General features: G+C 62.6%; 8 protein-coding genes. 1 reads left to right on the top strand and 7 read right to left on the bottom strand.

Going from position 1 to position 21,003, the window contains the following annotated elements:
* Positions 1-15: 15 nt before the first annotated feature.
* The 7 genes from H6650_11910 to H6650_11880 all read right to left on the bottom strand — a co-directional run bounded on the left by H6650_11910 (position 16) and on the right by H6650_11880 (position 19,313).
* A complete protein-coding gene (locus tag H6650_11910) occupies positions 16-9,198 on the bottom strand; it encodes an SDR family NAD(P)-dependent oxidoreductase (GenBank protein ID MCB8952710.1) in 9,183 nt (3,060 codons plus the stop codon).
* Between the two features lie 46 nt (positions 9,199-9,244).
* Positions 9,245-10,876 (bottom strand): acyl-CoA dehydrogenase family protein, encoded by a 1,632-nt coding sequence (locus H6650_11905; GenBank protein MCB8952709.1) that lies wholly within the window; start codon positions 10,874-10,876, stop codon positions 9,245-9,247.
* Positions 10,877-11,076: 200 nt separating this feature from the next.
* Complete coding sequence (locus H6650_11900; GenBank protein ID MCB8952708.1) at positions 11,077-12,099, bottom strand: tyrosine-type recombinase/integrase; 1,023 nt, start codon at positions 12,097-12,099, stop codon at positions 11,077-11,079.
* A gap of 197 nt (positions 12,100-12,296) precedes the next feature.
* The gene (locus H6650_11895; GenBank protein MCB8952707.1) at positions 12,297-17,168 is read right to left on the bottom strand and encodes a hypothetical protein; all 4,872 of its coding nucleotides are present in this window, start codon (positions 17,166-17,168) and stop codon (positions 12,297-12,299) included.
* Positions 17,169-17,397: 229 nt separating this feature from the next.
* Entirely contained in the window at positions 17,398-18,126 is a 729-nt protein-coding gene (locus tag H6650_11890; GenBank protein ID MCB8952706.1) for an alpha/beta fold hydrolase, read from the bottom strand.
* A 232-nt stretch (positions 18,127-18,358) separates the two neighbouring features.
* Complete coding sequence (locus H6650_11885; GenBank protein MCB8952705.1) at positions 18,359-18,793, bottom strand: rhodanese-like domain-containing protein; 435 nt, start codon at positions 18,791-18,793, stop codon at positions 18,359-18,361.
* 34 nt (positions 18,794-18,827) lie between these two features.
* Positions 18,828-19,313, bottom strand: coding sequence for an isoprenylcysteine carboxylmethyltransferase family protein (locus H6650_11880; protein ID MCB8952704.1), 486 nt, complete (start codon positions 19,311-19,313; stop codon positions 18,828-18,830).
* Between the two features lie 370 nt (positions 19,314-19,683).
* On the opposite strand from H6650_11880, the gene H6650_11875 reads away from it, so the two are divergent.
* Positions 19,684-20,997 carry a GAF domain-containing sensor histidine kinase gene (locus H6650_11875; protein MCB8952703.1) on the top strand — a complete coding sequence of 438 codons (1,314 nt, stop codon included), beginning with the start codon at positions 19,684-19,686 and terminating at the stop codon, positions 20,995-20,997.
* Positions 20,998-21,003: the final 6 nt, after the last annotated feature.

Here is a 21,003-nt window from a genome sequence, read left to right as displayed (position 1 = left end):
CACTCACCACTTCTTCTAAAAACCTTCGGGTATATCAATCGTGCGATACGCTTCCACGGTGACGTAGACGTTGCCGGCATCGTCCACCACGTGACCATCGAAGGCGTCACCGTTGTCGCGGGCGCGGATGGCCGCGTAAAGGCGCGTGCCGTCCGCGGGCTGGCGGAAGGCGCTGACGCGGGCGATGGAGAGCGGGAGGGCCATGCCCCCATTGCGTTGGATTTTCCACATGCCGGCAGTCTGGAATACCAGTTCAATCAGGCGCGGCGTCATCAGCGCGGCCACATTTTGCGGCTGCGTGTTCGGCGGCAGCGCCAGCGGCATCAAACCCACCGCCGCGTCACCCGCCAGGGCCACCTTCTCCAACACCTGATACGCCGGACCATGGAAGAACACGTCGTAGATTTTCTCCCGGTCAATGCCGTCCGCCTCTTCCCAAGCCACGGGCGCTGGCGCGGGCGCGGCCACCGGTTCCGCCTGCAAATGCACCGTGGCGCTAAAGTGCAGCTTCTCCTGCGGCGGCAGCCCTGGCTTCGCCAGCCTTCGCAGCGAGCGCAGCGTACAGTACGCCAGCAGGCCGCCTTCCGCCGCCGGTTCCAGGCGCGTCTGCAAGTACAGCGTCTGCGGTTCCATACGGTAGAACTTGAACGGATTCAGGAACTGCACATCCCTCACCGCACTGACGTGATAATCGGGAGCCAGCACGGTCGCCAGTTCCGCCAGCGTCTCCGTGCCCATCACGCCCGGCAGCAGCGGCGTCCCGTCCATCGCGTGGTCATACAGGAACGGCTGCGCTTGCGGGTCCAGCGTCGTTTCCGCTTCCAGCCCACCGTACAGCCGCGCCGCCTTCACCTCCCCAACCATGAGCAGGGAGGGCTGCCGTTGGGTCAGCGCCTGCGCCGCGCGTTCCCCATCCAGGCCGCCGGTTTCGTCCCATTCGTCCATCATCATGCCCAATTCGCCCGCGACCACCACTTCTCCTTTGAAGCCACCATAGGTCAGTTCGCGGCGCACGGTGGGCACGCCCGCTTCTGGCGGCAGCATGGTGATGCCCGCCGCCTCCATGATCTTGGGGATGGAGCCGCGAGTGGCCATGCCGATGCCGCCCCAGGCGGTCCAGTCAATGACGATGCCGCGCGTCCCCGGTCGCCACTGGCGCATACTGCTCGTGATCTTGCACAAAAGGTCATTGGCGGCGCTATAGTCGGTCTGCCCGCTGTTGCCGAAGCGCCCGGCAACGGAGCTAAAAGCGACCGTGGCCCCAATGGGCATCTCTCGCGCCGCGTGCAGCAGACTGAAGAAGCCGTCCGCCTTCACGTCAAAGACGAGATTGAATTGCGCCGCGTCTTTGTCGTTGAGGGCGCGGCTGATTTCCAGCCCGCCCGCGTGTACCAGCACATCCAGGCGGCCATGCCGTTGCTGAATCTCCGCCATCACCGCGCTCACGGACGCATGGTCGAGGAGATTGACGCTGCGGTAATGGGCGGTTCCACCGGCGGCCTGCACCGCTTCGATAGCGCGCAGCGCCGCTTCGTCCCGCTCCACGGCCATCAGCTTTTTATCAATGACGACCGGGGTGGGGCGTTCGCCAGCGGCGCGCATGTCGGCGATCAGCGCCTGCTTCAATGCTTCCTTGTCGCGGCGGAAGAGGGCGATGTGTGGGTCGTTCGCGTCCGGGGCGGGGACGAGGTCCAGCAGGTAGAATGTGCCGCCGCTGTTTGCGGCCAGGTCGGCAATGATGGCGCTGGTGATGCCGCCCGCCGCGCCGGTGACCAGGAAAATGGTGTCGCGGTTGAGGGTGAGACCTGCGCCACCATCCCGCGCCGACTGTTCCACCAGGGTGACGGCGTATCGCTGGTCCTGGTAGTAGCCGACTTCCACGATGCCGGGGTCGGTTAACGTTTCTTCGATGAGGGCGTCGGCGGGTTGGGCCGTCCTGCGGCTGACTTCGAAGTCTACCGCTTTCACCAACACGTCGCTTCGTTCCCGCTTGTATGCTTTGGTGAAGCCGGTGACGGCGCCGCCGAGGGGGGCGGAGGCGCCGGCGGGACCGTAGCCATGCAGGCCACCGAGGTGGGTGGCGGAGATGAGGAAGTGGTTGGGGCCGTTGATGGTGTCGTAGAGGGCGCGCATGGTGGCGTACAGGTTTTTCACGCGCTGTTGGTTCATGCCGCGCCAGGCGGTAAAGTCCATTTCGGTGAGTGGGGGTTCGACGTCAAATGCCGGCAGCCAGTACACTCCCTGCACCTCTCCTTCCGCCAGCCACGCCTGAATCTGCGTCGTTATTGCTTCCGCGCCGGCCCCTGTCTCCAGTTCCAGCACCGTCACCCCCCGCTTTTGCAGGCGGCCGATCAACGCTTTCCCCAGACCGCCGTTATCCAGAGCCACGATCACGCGGCTGTTTTCGTCCAGCGTTACGCCCGTGGGCTTGCACCAGGTCACGGGCGGGCGCAGCGTCGGAACCGGCACGCGCCGCGGCATCTCATCCGCCGCCGCCAGCGTGCCAATCGTCGTGACCGCCGACGCAGCGGGAGCCGCTGCCGTCGGTGATGGCGCGACAGCGACTTCGTCCTGCGTCCTTTGTCCGGCGTCCCGCGCCAAATCGGGCCGCATCGCGCGCACGAACCCGATCACCTTCTCCAACGTGGGGTAGTCGCGCAGTTGCAGGTCGTCGCGGCGGGGGATGTCGAAGGTGGCGCGGATGGCGGCGAACGTTTCCGCCTGCTTCACCGTGTCCACGCCCAGGTCGGCTTCCAGGTCCAGGTCCAACTCCAGCATATCCGGCGGATACCCGGTCTGTTCGGCCACAATGGCCAGCACCTTTGCCGTGATTTCATCTTCGCCCGCGTCAGGCGGGACGGCGGCGGGAGCCGCCACCGGTGCCGCCGATGGCGCGACAACGAGTTCGTCCCGCGTCCTTTGTCCGGCGTCCCGCGCCAAATCGGGCCGCATCGCGCGCACGAACCCGATCACCTTCTCCAACGTGGGGTAGTCGCGCAGTTGCAGGTCGTCGCGGCGGGGGATGTCGAAGGTGGCGCGGATGGCGGCGAACGTTTCCGCCTGCTTCACCGTGTCCACGCCCAGGTCGGCCTCCAGGTCCAGGTCCAACTCCAACATATCCGGCGGATACCCGGTCTGTTCGGCCACAATGGCCAGCACCTTTGCCGTGATTTCATCTTTGCCCGTGTCAGGCGGGACGGCGGCGGGAGCCGCCACCGGCGCCGCCGATGGCGCGACAACGAGTTCGTCCCGCGTCCTTTGTCCGGCGTCCCGCGCCAAATCGGGCCGCATCGCGCGCACGAACCCGATCACTTTCTCCAGTGTGGGGTAGTCGCGCAGTTGCAGGTCGTCGCGGCGGGGGATGTCGAAGGTGGCGCGGATGGCGGCGAACGTTTCCGCCTGCTTCACCGTGTCCACGCCCAGGTCGGCTTCCAGGTCCAGGTCCAACTCCAGCATATCCGGCGGATACCCGGTCTGTTCGGCCACAATGGCCAGCACCTTTGCCGCGATCGGGTCGCCCTCGTCTGCCGGGGGGGCGGCGGGGGCCGCCACCGGCGCCGCCGATGGCGCGACAACGAGTTCGTCCCGCGCCCTTTGTCCGGCGTCCCGCGCCAAATCGGGCCGCATCGCGCGCACGAACCCGATCACTTTCTCCAGCGTGGGGTAGTCGCGCAGTTGCAGGTCGTCGCGGCGGGGGATGTCAAAGGTGGCGCGGATGGCGGCGAACGTTTCCGCCTGCTTTACCGTGTCTACGCCCAGGTCGGCCTCCAGGTCCAGGTCCAGGTCTAACATGTCGGGCGGATACCCCGTCTGTTCGGCCACAATGGCCAGCACCTTTGCCGCGATCGGGTCGCCCTCGTCTGCCGGGGGGGCGGCGGGGGCCGCCACCGGCGCCGCCGATGGCGCGACAACGAGTTCGTCCCGCGCCCTTTGTCCGGCGTCCCGCGCCAAATCGGGCCGCATCGCGCGCACGAACCCGATCACTTTCTCCAGCGTGGGGTAGTCGCGCAGTTGCAGGTCGTCGCGGCGGGGGATGTCAAAGGTGGCGCGGATGGCGGCAAACGTTTCCGCCTGCTTTACTGTGTCAATTCCCAGGTCCGCTTCCAGGTCCAGATCCAGATCGAGCATGTCCGCGGGGTAGCCGGTTTGTTCGGCGACAATGGCTATCACTTGCGCCGCGACGGGATCGCGTCCGTCGGGTGAGGGTGGGGTGGGAGCGGGCGCAACCGGTGCGGCCATCGTAACCGGTGGGGGGGCGACGCTTTCCGTTCGCGCCAACGTCACCGGAGTGGGTGCGGGCTTCATTTCGGGCGGAGGTGGGGGCGGGGTTGCCACCGCCGGCTCTGGCGCGGGCGGCGGGGCGACGATAGTGATCGCGGTGGGTGTTTCCGCCTCCGGCCTGCCGCTTTCTACGATGGCTTCCCGCATGCGCGCGGGGCGTTCCACGGGGACAAAGCCGTCCGTGACCAGGGCGAGCATGGTGGGGCCGGTTCCGTATTGCCAACGGTTGGGGGCGGCGGGGCGGGTAGGCGCCCCCTGGTCTTTGATGCGCAGGACGCGCTTCTCCACTTCCGTTTGCGCCCAATCATAGCCGCTGATGTCTGTCAGCCAGCGGTTATAGAGCGGCTGGTTGTCAATGCGGTGCAGGCTACCGGGGATGCGGCGGGTGAGCGTCATGGCGATCTGGCTGCCGAAGCCCGCGGCCAGGTGCAGGGCGTACTTGACGGGGTAGCGCCCGCCGCGACTGAGGTTGAGTGGTCCTAGTTCGGGGTCCACTTCCTTGAAGTTGGGCACGGGCGGGACGATGCCGTGTTCCAGAATCTTCACGGCGATCACGTCTTCGATACCCACGCCCATGGGGTGTCCCGTGAACCCTTTGGTATTGGCGACGATAATTTCCTTGGCTGCCTCGCCGAAGGTCTGGCGTAGGGCGACGACTTCCGCGCTGGCGCTGCCGCCACGCGCGGGCGTGTAGGTTTCATGGGACATGAAGACCATTTGCGGGGCCATGGCAAAGCGGTTGAGGCCAAAGCGCCGTTCGGCGGCGGTGATCAGGTTGTTCATTACCAGGCTGATGTGGTCCACGTCCAGGCGCGTGCCGTGGAAGGCGCTGTTGTTGATTTCGCTGCTGAGGAGTTCTACAACACCACGCATGCCGCGCTCCCGCACGGCGTCTTCGCTTTCCACGACGAGGCCGCAAGCGCCCATGCCCATGATGGTTCCGTGGCGACGTTTGTCGAAGGGGAGGGCGGCTTCTTCGAGGCGGTCTTCGGTGGTGGCCGCGCCGACGGCGAGGAAACCCGCGCCGACCCATTCCATCATGTTGTCGCTGGTGACGTCATCCGCGCCAATGACAATGACGCGGCGGCAGCGTCCGGCGCGAATCCAATCCTCGGCGATGGAAACGCCCTGGGCGGTGGAGGCGCAGGCGGCGTTGACCTGGGTATTGGGGCCGCGCGCGCCGATGTATTGAGCGAACTGGCTGTGCCCCATGGAAAGGATGCGGAAGAGGAAGCGGCGGTCAAAGGTGTAAGGCTCTTGCGCCAGTTGGTCGCGCAGTTGGTGGATGCGGCGGTTGATTTCCCGGGCGGTTTGTGGGTCGTCTGTGTAGCGACGTAAATCTTCCAACATTTCTAACTGGGTAAGGCGGTTCTGGTAGGTGTGATACCGCATCAGTTCGTCGGCGAAGCGGTCGCCGCCGGGGAAGGCGCTGGCGAAGATGACGCCGGTGTCGTCGCGCAGGGGTTCGGGCAGCATCCAGCGGTCGGGGAGGAATTTGCCGGTGGTGGTGCGTTTGTAGGTCATGACCAGGGGGATGCCGGCTTCGCGCAGGGCGTCCAGGCCGGCGGCCATGGCGAGTTGGGAGGTGATGTCGAGGGCTTCGATGAGTTTTGCCGGCACGCCATACTCTGCCTCCAGGTCAAAATACCCCGGACGTCCGGCCAGTTTGATCACATCGTTCGTTTCGTCAATCGTGGCGAAACTGCCGCCGCCATCCTCTGACTTCACCACGCGCACAATGCGTTTGGCGACCATCAATTTGCGGAAACGCTCCGGGATCAGGTCCACAAACTGCTCTCCACGCAGAATGCGGGCCGCGTTTTCGGGGTGCATCACGGACTTTTCCGCGCCAGGCAATCCCAGCCCGGTGCCGCTGATGACGACAGAACCCGCGGGCGGGGCGTTTCGGTCGTAGACGGCGGGGGTGGCGGCCTGGGGCGCATTTACTTGTTGCAGCGCCTGGGCCAGCATTTGCCCCAGCACATCGAGGGTGGCGGGGGGGGCTCCGTTGCTGGCCGGGGCGGGCGAATCTTTTTTCATAGCAGGGGTTTCCGATGTCAATGTCGCGGTGGTAACGGGGGTTGGCGCCGTGACGGTGGTGGTGGTGGCCGGCATTTCCAAAGATTCAGTACCATACCCCGCGGCATACAAACCACACAACGCCTGGTTAAATGCCGGCAGCTCGCCCGTTTTGGGGTGGTTCGTGATCAGCGCCGTCACGTCCGTCTTGTCCGCCAGGATGTCGTTGACGAAACCGCGCAGAGCGCGCTTGGGGCCAACCTCCACGAAGGCACGCGCGCCAGCCGCATACAGTGTCTGCACGCCCTTCACCCACTGCACCGGGGAGGCGATTTGCCGCTGCAAAATGTCTTTGATCGTGTCAAGGTTGTCGGTGGGGTAAAACTCGCCGGTCACGTTGGTGACGATGGGCAGTGTAGGCAGGTTGACGTTTAGCCGGTCCAGCACCTGGCGTAGCGGGGCGCTGGCGGGGGCCACGATTTTGGTATGGAAGGCGTGGCTGACGGGGATGGTGCTGGCTTTGTATCCCCGTTCGGTGAACAGGTCTACGGCGGCATCCACGGCGTCGCTGGCTCCGCCAAAGACGCATTGCGAGTTGCTGTTGATGTTGGCGGGGACGACGTAGCCGTCAATCTCGGCCAGCGTGGCCTGCACGACGTCCAGGGGGGCGAGGACGAAGGCCATTTTGCCGTTGTCGTCCACGCTGACTTTGCTCATTTCGCTGCCACGGGCGGCGGCGGCTTCCAGATTGTCCTCGAAGGGCATAATGCCGGCAGCCATCAACGCCGCATACTCCCCAAGCGAATGTCCCATTACCATGTCCGGGTAGAAGCCGTAGGATTGCAGCAGCCGCAGCAGCGCCGCGTCCAGTGTGAGCACCGTCGGCTGCGTGATCTCCGTCTGCATCAAATCAAATTCCGCCTTCATGAGTGCGTTGGCATCGTTGCCGTCCACGAAGACATAATCGGTCAGCGGTTTGCCCAAAATCGGCGTCATCACGCGGTCCGCCTCGCGGAACACCTCCGCCACGATGGGTGTGGCGCGGACCAGGTCGCGCCCCATGTTCACGTACTGGCTCCCCTGACCGGGGAAGAGAAAGGCGATCTTCCCTTTGGACGCGCCGCTACCGCGGAAGACGCCCTGCGACTCCAGCGCCTTCCACGCCTGCGGATTGTCGAAGCTCATCACTTTTTGCGCTTTGTGCAGGCGGGACAGTAGTTCGTCGTGATCGCCAAAATCAACCACCAGTCGCTCGCGGGCGCGGATCGCCTCCGCTTTGGGCAGGGCGATAGGGGGCGTCCATCCCCCTTCGACGCGCTGGGTCACTTCCACCAGCCGCTCTTGCAGCGCGGGCAGCGTATCGGCTCCCAATGCCAGGATGCCGCGCAAGGGGCGGCGGCTGACCGGGGGGGCGGCGCTGATGACCGCAGCGGTCGGTTGCGCCGCTGCGACGACGGTTTGCGTTGCCGTGCGCGGTTGGCTGAGCATCCCCGGCACATGTTCTTCCAGGACGAGGTGGAAATTCGTGCCGCCGAAGCCATAGGCGCTGACGCCGCAGCGGCGGGGTGTGCCGTTGCGACGCGGCCACTCTTGTGTTTCGTGGTTGAGGAAGAAGGGGGAGTTTTCGAAATCAATGTTCGGGTTGGGCACGTGGGCGTTGAGGGTGGGGGGTAGCGTCTTGTGATAGATGGCCAGGGCCGCTTTCAGCAGACCTGCCGCGCCCGCGCCGGCTTTCAGGTGGCCGATGTTGCTCTTAGCGGAGCCGAGGGCGATGCTGTGCGGCGGCGCGCCGCCAAAGACGGTTTGCAGGCTTTCCACTTCGACCACATCGCCGACGCGCGTGCTGGTCCCGTGGGCTTCGATGAGGGTGGCCGTGGCCGGGTCCAGCCCGGCGTTTTCCCAGGCGCGGGCCATTGCCAACTGCTGTCCGATGGGGTTGGGGGCGGTGATGCCCTTGCCTTTGCCATCGCTGGCACCGCCGACGCCGCGAATGACGGCGTAAATGCGGTCTCCGTCTCGCTCGGCGTCCGCCAGCCGTTTCAGCAGGAAGGCGGCCGCGCCTTCGCCCATGACGAAGCCATCTGCGCCATCGCCGAAGGGGCGGGTTCCCGTGGGGCTGAGCGCGCCGATTTTGCAGAATTTGACGTAGCTGGAAATATCCATGTTGCGGTCCACGCCGCCGGTGAGGACGGCGTCCACCTTGCGCTCGATGAGCATGGCAAAAGCCGCTTCCACGGCGGCGAAGCTGGAGGCGCAGGCGGCGTCGGTGATGAAGTTGGGACCGCGCAGGTTGAGGACGTTGGCGACGCGCCCGGAGATGATGTTGGGCAGTTCGCCCGGCATGGTGTCCTCGGTGATGGCGGGGATTTTGTTGGTGATGGTTTCCTGCCAGCGGTGCAAAATTTCTTGCTGCGTGGAGCCGGGCAGGCGGTTAAAGGCGGCGACGGATTCCAGCGCCTCGGCGTATTCGGGCAGGACGATGCGGGCGCGGGTGAAGAAGACGCGCTCGCCGCCCATGGCCGTGCCCAGAACGACGGCGGTGCGTTCGGTGTCCAGGGGGCGTTCCGGGTAGCCGTAGTCGGCGAGGGCGTCGGCGGCGATGGTCACGGCCCACTGCTGCCCTTCGTCCATGGCGTCGGCCACTTTGGGGGGCATACGAAAGCGCCGCCAATCAAAAGAAAACCCGCGCACCCAACCGCCGATTTTGCTGTACGTTTTGTCAGGGGCGTTGGGGTCGGGATCGTAGTAATGTTTGATGCTCCACCGGTCGGGGGGGACTTCGGTGATGCTGTACTGTTTGTTGATGATGTTGTCCCAGAAGGCGGTAGCGCTGAGGGCATCGGGCATGATGGCGCCAATGCCCACGATGGCTACGGCTGTATCCGCTGAATGGTCCATAAGAATCTCTCCCTCATGCAAAAATCATCCACGCAGGACGGGCGTGTTATGAAAAGGCTTTATTCAGTTGTTGGGCGGCGAAGTCCATGTCGTCGATGAGGCCGGTTTGAGATTGGTAGATTGCCGGCAAATTCAACGACGCCGCCAGGTTAGGATCACTTTGTCCTGCGCCAATGGCCCAGCGTAGGCCGTCCGTGGCGACTTTGAGCGCGGCTTCCCGGGCATGGATGCGCGCCAGCGCCTGGCGGGTGGGGATGTCCAGTTTGATCGCTTCGGTGGGTTTTTGCGCTACGCGCTCGGCAAAGATGGCCGCCGTTTCCGCATAAGCGACCAGTTCTCCCAGGCGGAACAGCACATGCTGGTTGCGCGTGAGGCGGTCCAGGCGGCAGCGTTCCATGATAGTGCCCAGGGCACGCATTGCCAGGGCGGCGAGATCCGCGCCGTTTTGCGGTTCGCTCAGGTGCAATGCTTCCAGGCGGGCGGCCCAATCATTGTAGTAGGCGCCGCGCGTTTTCAGGTGTGACTGCCAGCGGTCGCGGGCCATGGTCCATTCCATGATCTCGGACGTGCCTTCGTAGATGGTGGTAATGCGTACGTCCCGCTTGATTTTTTCCACGAAGTATTCTTTGGTGTAGCCGTAGCCGCCATGAGCCTGGATGGCGTCTTCGGCGGCTTTGTTGCCGGCTTCCGTGGCCATGTATTTGGCGACGGCGCCTTCCGTGGCCAATCCCTCTTCGCCACTGTCCAGCCGTTCGGCGACCCATTCGATGTAGGTGCGGGCCGCTTCCAGGCGGGCGGCGTTGGGGACGATGAGTTTGTGGGTGTAGCCTTGTTTTTGGCTGAGGGGTGCGCCGCCCTGGATGCGTTCCTGGGAGTAGCGGATGGCGCGGCGGAGGGCTTCCCAGCCGGCTCCGAGGCCGAACGCGCCGACCATGAGGCGGGTGTAGCCGAAGACGGCTTGCGCCTGGGCCAGTCCTTTCCCTTCCTCGAGTCCTAGAAGGCGCTCTGCCGGCACATAGACGTCATCCAGGAACAAGGCTGCCGTATTGCTGGCGCGAATGCCATGCTTGTCTTCCGGCTTGCCGTGCGTGAAACCGGGCACATCCTTCTCCACCACAAACCAGGAAGGGCCGCCGGGAGCCAGGGCGAGAATGGAATACAGATCGGCGACGCCGCCGTTGCTGATCCACTGCTTACGCCCGCTGATTTTGTAGCCGGCGATGCTGCCATTTTCGTAAACAGGTTCTGCTTTGGTCGTGAGTGCGGCCAGGTCGCTGCCGGCTTGCGGTTCCGTCGCGCCGTAGGCCATGAGCAGGGCTTCGTCGGCGACGCGCCCCATCCAATGCGCCTTTTGCTCTGGCGTTGCGCCCACAGTGATGGGATCGGAGCCGAGGAAGGTCGCCAACACACCGGTGGCTACACCGAGGTCCACGGCAGCAATCAATTCGGAGATACGATAAATGTCATACGCTCCCCCGTCCAGCCCCCCATACTCTTCGGGGATGAAGAGCAAGTGCAGCCCCAGGTTCATGGGATCGTATAGTTCTTGCAATACTTCGTGGGGAAATTCGTCTTTATAGTCAAGCTCAAGCAGATACTCTTGGGTTAGTTTACGCTCAGCATACTTCTTGAGCGTATCCAAGACCATATCACGCGTTTCTTTATCCAATCCGGGCATGGCATTCTCCTTCAAAACGCAGTGTGGGATATTTAGTTGCGTACTTAACAATTGTAAATTAGGGTGGGGAGGACTTGAGAGTGACAAACGTCATGCGATCACGATGAGAAAATAACGTAACGCAGGCAGGCAATGGGCGTATCATGCGCCTGTTGCCCGCGGCGGAAGTGGCTGTTTGTGTGCTTCGGTGTTGCGTGGTTCTATTGGGTGAAAGGCTGCGCCAGCTCAATCTGGATGAAGTCCCCCGCCGTCACTTGCAAACTGCGCATTGGCTCCAGGTAACGCTCCGTGGTGGTGATGCTGGCGTGCCCCAGCATTTGCTGAATCTGGCGCAGGTCGGCGCCCCCTTGCAGTGCCAGCGCCGCCGCCGTACGACGCAGGTCGTGGGCGGCAATGGTTGGTTCCCCTTTTCTATTTATAAATCCTGCCGCCCGCGCATGTTCGGCGACGATGTTGTAAATGGCTTGTGGCGTGAGGTTGCCGTCGGTGCGGTAGCCTCCTTTTGTGCGCACGCGCCCCGCTAACTGTCCGTCTTTGTTGAGGGCGCGGAAGATGCGACCCTGACGCACGCCGGATGCGCTTGCCCACTGGTCCAGAGCGGCTTTTACCCAGGGCGGAATGCCGATGGAGCGCACGCGCCCCCGTTTGCCCACCAGGTCAATGATGGCCCAACGACCATCACGTTGTTGGATGCGTTCCCAGGAGAGGCTGGCGGCTTCGGCGCGGCGCAGTCCCGCGCCGACGAGTACGGCGAGTATGGCCTGGTCGCGGATGGCTTTGAGGATGGGGATTTCCTCCCGCCGCCAGCGATGGATGGGGGCGTTGATGAGTGTTTGCGCCTCGGGTTGGGTGAGCCAATTGCCGGCACGCACCCCCTCCTGCTTCACCCCTTTTACCCGCTCCACGCCATAAGCCAGAGGTGGGGGAACCAGCCCATTGTCGGCGGCCTCCGTTGCCAGTTTGCGAATAGCGGACAACGCCTGGTTGATGCTGCTGCGGCTCTTCCCGGCCAGCAGCATCTCTTCGCGGTAGGCATTGACCACCGCCTTGCTGAAGCCGGGGCGACCATTTTCCTCGTACCAATCCAGAAAATCGATCAAGGCGCGGCTGTAGGCGCGTTTGCTGTGCGGACTGTCTACGCTGTTGGTTACCAGGTCGATGATGGCGTACCAGTCATGCTGCGGCGCGGGAATCAGAGCGTTTCCGGTTTCTTCAGTGGCCATGCGCTCATTGTACGGTTGTGGGAGCGGCTGTCAACCGTTCTGGGAATGGCTTTCTATATTTTAGATTGGAATCAACGGATGCGCTGGAAGGGTTCTTGCTTGTCGGATAGTCCAAAGTTAATTTTGTACGAACCCTAAGCCAGATTGGCCCCATTTTCTCTGTTGAAATTGGTCCCATCTCCAGAGAGCGTTAGGCGTTACATTCGTCCCAGCAACTGACCCAACGTAAGCTGCCGCAGCCAGGTTGTGTCCAGGGCGGTGCAGAACTGCGCCAGCAGCGTGGACAACGCCTGGCTGTCGGCCAGGGAGATGTCGTCAGGGCCGATAAGGGTTTGCAGCGCCGCCGCGCTCAAGCTGGCTAAATCATACAGTGTCTTGTTGTCGGCGAGTGATGGGGGCACGTCTGGCGCGGCGCTCAAGGCCAGGCGAGTTTTGATGTAGAACTCAATAGGCTGCAACGAATTTTCCGCGACGACCATCGCCGACAGGTCAGTGTCGGAAAGCCGCGCCAGACTATCCAGGTTGTGGACGGCATATTGCGCCAGCCGCGCCTGCCAACTGCTGTTGACGCCTTTCAGGGCGGTTATTGGCAGCGAACGGGGGGTGAACGGCAGGCGGAAAGAGACGGGTGCGGGGTTCAACAACGTGTTGTTGTCACCCGGAGGATTGTGCGGGTCGTCTAGTTCCAGGTCGATACCGAAGGCGTACAGGTTGTGGGGTTGGCCGTCCCAATAGCGCGTGGGTAGGGGGAAGGAGAAGCGATGGTAGTTGCCGGCAAACGTGAGGATGGGACCATACTCGTCGGTCGTAAGACGGGCAACTACCTGCGAGCCGGGGCCTACGTCGTCGATGTAGATGTCCACATACACGGGCGTTTCTGGCGCATCCGGGTCCAGACACCAGCCCCGCACCACACCATCCTGTTCTACGCCATCTACCCATCCCACAGGCGGCTGCGCGCCCATCTGGATGGTAAAAGGGAGGGCGGAACCGGGCAGCAGATGCCACGTTTCTTGCGCGTCCTGGGCGTAGGCGTAGAGGGTATGGGGCTGCCCATCGCGGTAGGTGTCGGGGATGATGAAAAGGAAACGGTGGGTGGCGAAGAGGTCCGCCGTCATGCTACCCACCCATTCGCCGGTGGCCATGGGGCCGTCCACGTAGAATCGAACCGCCAGGTTGGTTGCGGGCGCGGCGGGATCGCTGGCATAGCCATCCGCCAAGCCTCCGTTGAGGATACTCACCAGTTCGCCACTGAGGGCGGCCGTGAGTTGAAACGGCACGGCTGCGCCTGTGAGAAGGGTGTGGTTGAAGCTGTCCGGCTCATGTGGGTCTCCTCGTTCCAGATCAATGCCATAGGCGTATAAGAGGTGTGCCTGCCCATCGCGGTAGGCGAGGGGGATGGAAAAGCTGAAGCCGTGATGGTCGCCGGGGAAGGTGAGGATGGTACGATGCTGATTGGCGGTGACGCGGGCCACAGGATATGTGCCAGGACCAACGTGATCTATGTAGATGTCCACAAAAACGGGTTCTGTGGGTGCGTCGGGGTCCAGGCACCAACCGACGAGCAGACCTTCTTCGACGATGCCGTCTATCCAGCCGGCGGGTGGTTGCGCGCCCATCTGGATTTCAAACAGGCGGGGCGCGCCGGGGAGGAGGAAGAGGTCGCCGTTGCCGGCATTTTGTGCGTAAGCAAACAGCGTGTGGGGGCGACCATCGCGGAAGACGTCCGGGATGACGAAGAGAAAGCGGTGGGCGTTGAACAGGTTGGCGATGGTTGTGCCGGCAAAAGTTCCTACCCCCTCCGCCCCATCCACATAAAAATGCACCGTCAGCCGTTCTCCACCTCCGGCTTCAGCAACGGCATGGCCGGAAGCAATACCGCCATTGCCAATCGCTTCCAGTAGCCCCGTAAGGCGCGGCGGTGGTGGCGCGAGCGGGGTAAGGTGAATGCCCACGAGCGAACGGGGGGGGATGGACAGCGTTACCGTTTGCCCGCGTGTGACCTGGGGCAGCAGGCTTTCGCTCACGCCTGCCGCGGCATAAGAGACGATAGTTCCCCGCCAGTCGCGTTCCCCCAGGCCGCGGCTAAAAGCGACCTCAACCGTGGCGGCGCGGTTGCCGGCGTTGGCAAAGGCATATAGCAACTCCTGCCAGGGGCCGTCGTCCGTTTGCCAGACCATATGCTGAATCTGGTCTGTGGCGATCTTTACGGCGTTCGTTGTGTCTCCTGGAGCGTGCGGTACGCCCAATGGCTGAATATGTTCCGCATCAATGCCACGCGAGATAGCGTCGAAGATGCTCATGGTCGTTTGGGCATCTGCTCCGGGGTAAATCGCCTCTACCAGCGGAGGGACGTCCACAAATTGCCGTCGCTTCACATACCATGCCCACAGGCTTTTGTTGCCGCTGAGAAGATGGGGTGTGCCCAACATGAAACCGCGGCGGAAGAAGGTCTGGAATCGCTGTTGAAATTGCACCGCGCGATCAGCCATATGCAATAGTTCCTGGTTAAAAACAGGCGTGATCCAGTTTCCTTGTTCATCTACCATGGCCTCAATCCAGGCGGCGGGGACCAGGATGCGCTCACCGCGTACGGCGGCGGCGGCAAAGCGAAACAGGCGCGCGCGCAAGTTGAAGACGTCTTGCACGCCGCGTTTGTAGGTGTAGGTTGTGCCCGAGTTTGTGGGGTAGCCAACGGGAGCCATGCCGTGTTCCAGGATGGCGAAATTGGCGGCGAAATACTCTTCGCACTGCTGCCGCCAGATCTCGAAGTTCAGGCTGGCGGCGGTGTCGTCGTCGCGCGCGGCGGCGAGCATGTAGGCGGGCGGGACGGCGTGCCGGGTTTTTTCCAGGTAGCCGGGGTGGTTGTATGTGCCGGCATCGACCATGTTCATCTTTGCCGTAATCATCTCCGAATAGATGTGCTGCCAGAAAGGAACCGGGCGTTGCGCCAGCCGCTCAATAGAGGTTGTTCGCAGCGGCAGCGAGCGTGTATCCCCCTGAAACACCTTGATAGTGGAGGCCTCATGGTCGTACCAATCCGTAAAATAAGGGACCATATGCTCAGGCGGCAAATGTTCGTTGGTGATGGTGAAGGAGGAAATGCCGGCGCCCAACCCTATCTCCCACACACGCGCCAACAACTGTTGCAGTCGCCGCGCATACCAGGGGCCAAACCCTACCACATTGTCAAACGGCAACCCCACAACGCTGTCCGCCATATGCTGATGCGCCACGTTGTAGCAGAGAGAATGCCAATACGGATGCAGCATAAACTCCAGCAGGCGGAAGCCATGATGCAACAGGCGCGTATGCACCCAATCCTGCGCATATAACTGCTCCAGACCCGGCGTCGGGCATAGCGCCACATTACGAAAATCATAGAACTTGCTGTCACTGACCCCGACGTGTTCCAGCGTATTCCCATTCAGATACACCTTCCGCGCTGCGTCCGCCGCCGCGGTCAACGGATCGCAGCCAGCATCAATCTGGAACACACGGTTATTCTCCGGTGTGCTGGTGACGGCGCACGTGTGGGCCGTCAACTGCGTCGGAAATGGCTGCGTGATAAACGGTTCCCAGGTATCCGGCCCGGTCTGGCGTAGATGGCCGCGATACCGACCGCGATTCCATTGAATATCACACGGACCACTGGTGACCAGGGGATAAATGCCCTCTAGCAAGAGCCGATCCATCACCTGGCGGAACGTGTAAGGTGTCTCCGGGAAAACGTCGCTGATGGGGGGGTAGCCGCCCAGAAAACGATAGAATCCGCCCATCTCAAAACCCCATATTTGCGCCTCCAGCTTGATTTGCCCCTGGTTGAGCTGTTGTTTCAGACGGCGCAGCAGGTTCGGCAGCGTTTCATTCGGGTTGTTGGGCATGTTGGGCGGCGTGTCCAGGGGGTGCATTTCCAGCCAATGGCGTAAGGCCGGCGGACCATCGTAGCGACCAATGGGGCCATCAAGCGAATAGTTGATGGCAATCGTATAGGGGTGCATTCCGTCCAGCGGCGCATCCGCCGCGCGCTCTTCGGGGCGGCGGTAGAAACGGGGCCGACGGGCGCGCAGCCATTCGCGGTACAGGTTCGCCACGTCGAACCAATCCACGGGTGCGTCTGCTGTTTCCGCTTCGCGGCGGAAAGCGCGCAGTCGGACCTGAAACTGCGCCCCGGAAAAGCCACCATCCGCCGCGCCGCCGGAAAGCGTGTAGGATTCCGGGCGTACAAACTGCCCTTGCCGGAAGTGCATGGGGAAAACGGTGTCCAGGGCAAAGGTCGTTTGCGTGGAAGTGTCAAAAGGGTAGGTTTTGTTGTCGTAAAAATGCTTTTCATGACCCAATTCATCTGTCCCGGATACGGCAATCCCCTGGGCCACATTTCGACCGGCGGCGGTATCTCGTGCTAATTGGTAGAGGGCCACAAACTGGGCTACGAGTGGGTATTGCGGCCAGAAGTCGGCGTATCCGGGTTGCCATTCCATTCCCTGTGCTAACTGCACGAAGCCTCCCGTCTGTCCATTGGGATTGAGCAGATAGTATTCCCGGTCGGGAATGGTCATTTCGTCGTTATGGAACTGCAACCAGGGGCAAATAATGCGCGTCTCCCACGCTTCCTGCGCCGATTGCCGCGGGATGGGGCTGGGATAGGTGAAGGATAGGTCCAGGTCAATCCAGCCTGCGTCCAGGCCCTGCGGGGCGGATAGGCGCAGGGTGACGCTGATTGGCCCATAAGGGATGTTGCCGGGTTGTATTATCAGTTCGGGGGCCAGTTGGGTGTATTGAATGAGGAGGTCGCCCGTGGGGGTGGTATGGTAGGTTGGGAGGGCGGCGTTTTGCCCGCTGTATTGCAGCACGGTAGGGGGCGTGTCTTTAACGGCTTTGCCATCAATAAGGCTGAAGCGGACGAAGCGTATGGCGAATAGGCTGTGGTGGGTGGCGGGTAGTGTGTACAGGTTGCTGCCGTGACGTCGCAGCGTCATCTGGCTCAAAACGGCCTGGGGCAGGCTGATTTCCAGGTGTGTGACGCAGCCTGATGCGTCAGGTTGGGAGTCAAAGGGGATGATGGTCATGGGATTCTCCTGCCGGCATAGCAAGACAAGGCTGCGTTGCGAGGATGGGTGGCTGAATGGCTACATTATACGGAAATCCCACAGGAAAGGGAGAGGTAAAGGAAAAGGAAGCGTGTTGGTTGCTGCCGCTACCTGCCTGGTTGACGATGCTGTTTTGCGTCAACAATTGGCACAAGGCGCTCTTACTACGATGAGGTAGCGGGACCCACTGGAATAGCGGGCAAACACGCTACCTCTGATCGTCTTCACTACTGTCTGCCGCGGCTGGCGGGTTTGGCGTAGGTGCGCGTAAGGCGATTGTTTGCCACCAGGTTGTTAGATCACGCATGCCTTGTGCCGGCATTTTATGCCCCCCCGCATACTCCCGACACGTCAAATCCGCTCCTGCTCCCCGCAAGATCGTAGCGCACGCTTGCGCCCGCTCATACGGAATCTTGTCATCCTGCCGCCCCACCGCCATAAACACAGGCAGCCCGGCCAACGCCTGCCGCGCCATGGCCTCCTCCGCATTCGTCGGCGCGAATCCGACCAATCCGGCCACTCCCCGCACCAGCGGGGGATGGCGCATGGCGACCGCGTAGCTGAGCGCCGCCCCCTGGCTGAATCCCATCAGGTAGAGACGGCGCGGGTCGGCATTGTACAGTGCCGGCAGGGCGCGGATCAGATGCGCTACCACGGCCACGGCGGCGTCAAACTGCGCCAGCGACGGCCAGACGTGTGGCAGGCGCGGATGCCAGGCATATCCGCCCTCGTCCGGTTTGATGGCGCGGGGCGCGACGAGCAGCCAGCCCGGCGGCAGGGCGCGGGCAAAGACCCACATCACATCTTCGTTGCCGGCACGACCATGCAGCATGACGACGGTAGGATGGGGACCTGTTGTGGGAGGTTGGTGGACGCGGTGGAGAATGCCGGCACGCTGAAAAGCAGGGCCGTCCATCACGAGTTGGGTGTCAATCATCACTTTCCAGAATCCGAATTCTCGCCCAAAACCGGAATCTTCCGTATTTGGGCAAAAAAAATGAGGTGGGCCTTAAGCGGGCGCTTAAGGCACCACCTCCGGGGGGGGGAGCCAAATAAAGTATAGCATGTTCATAAAAATGCGTCAACTATTTCGCACTGGGAAAATCGACCCATTTTATGGGCATGCTAGACCGGTTTTTCAGGCAAGTTGGAACGCGCCGCCGCGCGGCTCATGGTTCGACGGAATAGCCCGCTTGCTGCCAGGCAAGAATGCCCCCGGCCATGTTATGCACGTCCGTGTAGCCTGCCTGGCGCAGATAGTCCGTCACCTGGCCGCTGCGGTTGCCGCTACGGCAGGTGACGATGACGGTCTTATCCGTGGGGATTTCGCTGAGGCGGTTGGGAACCTCGCCCATGGGGATCAGCGTCACGCCGGGGATGTGCTGCTCGTCATACTCCCACTGCTCGCGCACGTCCAATACCACCACGTCGGACCGGTCCTTGATTTGGGACACCGTTTGCACGTCTACGGTGTCCGCCAGGTCCAGGCTGCCCGCGGCGGCGGGGGCTGTGTCCACGGCAGCGGGCGCGGCTTGCCCCCCGCAGGCGACGAGGAAAGCCAGCAGAAGAAGCGTGAGAAGGGTAAATGTTGATTTGAATTTCATGCAATACCTCAATGATTGTGCCCCGTACCGGGGATCAGTAGATGAAGGGAATCAGTTTGTGTACCCGCTGCTGGTAGGCGGCGTAGCCGGGAAACTTGCGCCGCAGCCATTTTTCTTCGCGGCGGGATTTCACGTCAAAGAATAGGAAGAGCAGCAGCGCCAGCCCCACGGTGAACAAGCTGTTCCAGAGCAGCCCCCATCCGAGTGAGCCAAGAATGATGCCGCTGTAAATGGGGTGGCGCACCAGGTTATACGCGCCGCTGACGACGAGATTGGCGTCTTCTTTGGGGTGGGGCAGGGCGGAAAGGTTGCGTCCCAGGGTGACGATGCCGGCAGCAATAAAAGTGCCCCCGATGAAACCCACCAGCAGCCCCACGATGCGCCCGCCGACAGCCGCCAATGGTCGCCAGCCGCCCATCGGCCACAACCACGGCCCCGCCAGCACCACGCCGAACAGGGCAAACTGCGCCACCACGTACCACTCCCCTCGGCTCCCGCGCCACCACGGTTGTTTTTCCATCCAGCACCTTCCTGCCTTTGCGGGCGGGTGGAGTTGCGCGTGAATGCGTCCCGCCTCTTGTCACATCCTGGAAGTTTACTGTTAACGCCGTGTTGCCGCCAGTGGAACGGGCCGGGCGCGGTGACGCTCCATTGATGACCCCCTTCCCGGAAGTGGTTTGGGTGCTAAATGACGTGAACGATGAGGCGCGCTTGGCCGGAAACGGAGCTTCCGCGAAGGTTTTGGGTACATGTCTCCCTGAGGCTGATAGTCATTCGCTGACTTTCATCTTGACCCGAGGTGCTGTTTCTCACTGGTGAAAAAATGCCGGCACGGTTACACTTAATAAGGCGCATTTGCCCCACTTTACCCCTTTCTCGCGGGAACCACTGTGACACCCTCCGAACGTCCCCCTTCTTCTGTTTCGCCACCGTCACCCACCGACCTGGAGCCATACGTGCAACAGCGTACCGCCGCGCTGCAAGCGGAACTGACGCGGCAGCGGCAGGCGCACAAGCATTTACAGGACGCCTACCAGGCCTTGCAGCGGCGCATGTTTGCCCGCAACCAAGAGATCAACCAGCGCACGCAGCAGCTTGAGGCCCTCTACCGCGCCGACGAGGAGCTGTATCGTCACCTGGACCTGGACGAAGTGCTGCAAACGCTGACGGTTGTGGCCGTGGACTTGCTGCAAGCGGACAAAAGCGTGGTCATGGTGTGGGACGGCACGCGGCAGCGGCTGGCGGTGCGCGCCGCCTATGGCTTCAGCCCGGAAACGCTGGCAACCGAACTGCTCACGCCGGAAAAGAGTCTGGCGGGCGTCGTCGCCATCACCGGCATTCCCGCTGTCGTCGAGGATGCGCTGGTGGATGCGCGGGTGGCCCGCCGCATCACCGACCCGGAAGGGATTCGCGCCTTCATGCACGTGCCGATCAAAATTGGTGAACAGGTCTACGGCGTCTACAACGTAGATTACCTGGAGCCGCGCACCTTTAGCGAAGAGGATCAGCGCCTTTTCATGAGCCTGGCGCAGCGGGCGGCGCTGGCGATTGAAAATGCGCGGTTGTATGAACGGGCGCAGTATGCGGCGGCGGCGGAGGAGCGCAACCGGCTGGCGCGGGAACTGCACGACGCCGTGACGCAGACGTTGTTTTCCGCCAGCCTGATTGCGGATGTGCTGCCGCGCCTTTGGGAGCGCAGCCCGGAGCAGGCGAGGCAGCGGTTGGCGGAACTGCGGGAACTGACGCGCGGCGCGCTGGCGGAAATGCGCACGCTGCTGTTGGAACTGCGCCCGGCCAGCCTGATGGAAATCAGTCTCGACGATTTGCTGCGACAGTTGGCGGAGGCGATTATTGGCCGGGCGCGGCTGCCGATTGAGGTGCAGGTGGTGGGGCGAGGGGATTTGCCGGCGGAAATCCGCGTCGCTCTCTATCGTATTGCCCAGGAATCGCTGCACAACATTGCCCGGCACGCGGCGGCGGACCAGGTGCAAATCTGGCTGCATTATCAGCCGGAGCGGGTTCTCCTCACGATTCGGGACGATGGGCGTGGTTTTAACCCGGAGGTTGTGCCCGTGAATTCCATGGGGTTGGGCATTATGCGCGAGCGTGCCGGCAAAATCGGGGCCACCCTCACCATCGAAAGCGGGATCAACGAAGGCACGCAAGTCACCGTCGTCTGGCCCATCCCTGACGTTGCCCCCTGAGGAACG

It is taken from the genome of Ardenticatenales bacterium, assembly GCA_020634515.1.
Lineage (GTDB): Bacteria > Chloroflexota > Anaerolineae > Promineifilales > Promineifilaceae > JAGVTM01.
Note: the sequence above shows the minus strand (reverse complement) of the source record. Positions and strands in the feature narration are given on the sequence as shown.

Coding starts and splice junctions, on each gene's coding strand:
- H6650_11880 (MCB8952704.1), bottom strand. CDS start 19,313: ATGGAAAAACAACCGTGGTGGCGCGGGAGCCGAGGGGAGTGGTACGTG.
- H6650_11890 (MCB8952706.1), bottom strand. CDS start 18,126: ATGATTGACACCCAACTCGTGATGGACGGCCCTGCTTTTCAGCGTGCC.
- H6650_11895 (MCB8952707.1), bottom strand. CDS start 17,168: ATGACCATCATCCCCTTTGACTCCCAACCTGACGCATCAGGCTGCGTC.
- H6650_11900 (MCB8952708.1), bottom strand. CDS start 12,099: ATGGCCACTGAAGAAACCGGAAACGCTCTGATTCCCGCGCCGCAGCAT.
- H6650_11885 (MCB8952705.1), bottom strand. CDS start 18,793: ATGAAATTCAAATCAACATTTACCCTTCTCACGCTTCTTCTGCTGGCT.
- H6650_11905 (MCB8952709.1), bottom strand. CDS start 10,876: ATGCCCGGATTGGATAAAGAAACGCGTGATATGGTCTTGGATACGCTC.
- H6650_11910 (MCB8952710.1), bottom strand. CDS start 9,198: ATGGACCATTCAGCGGATACAGCCGTAGCCATCGTGGGCATTGGCGCC.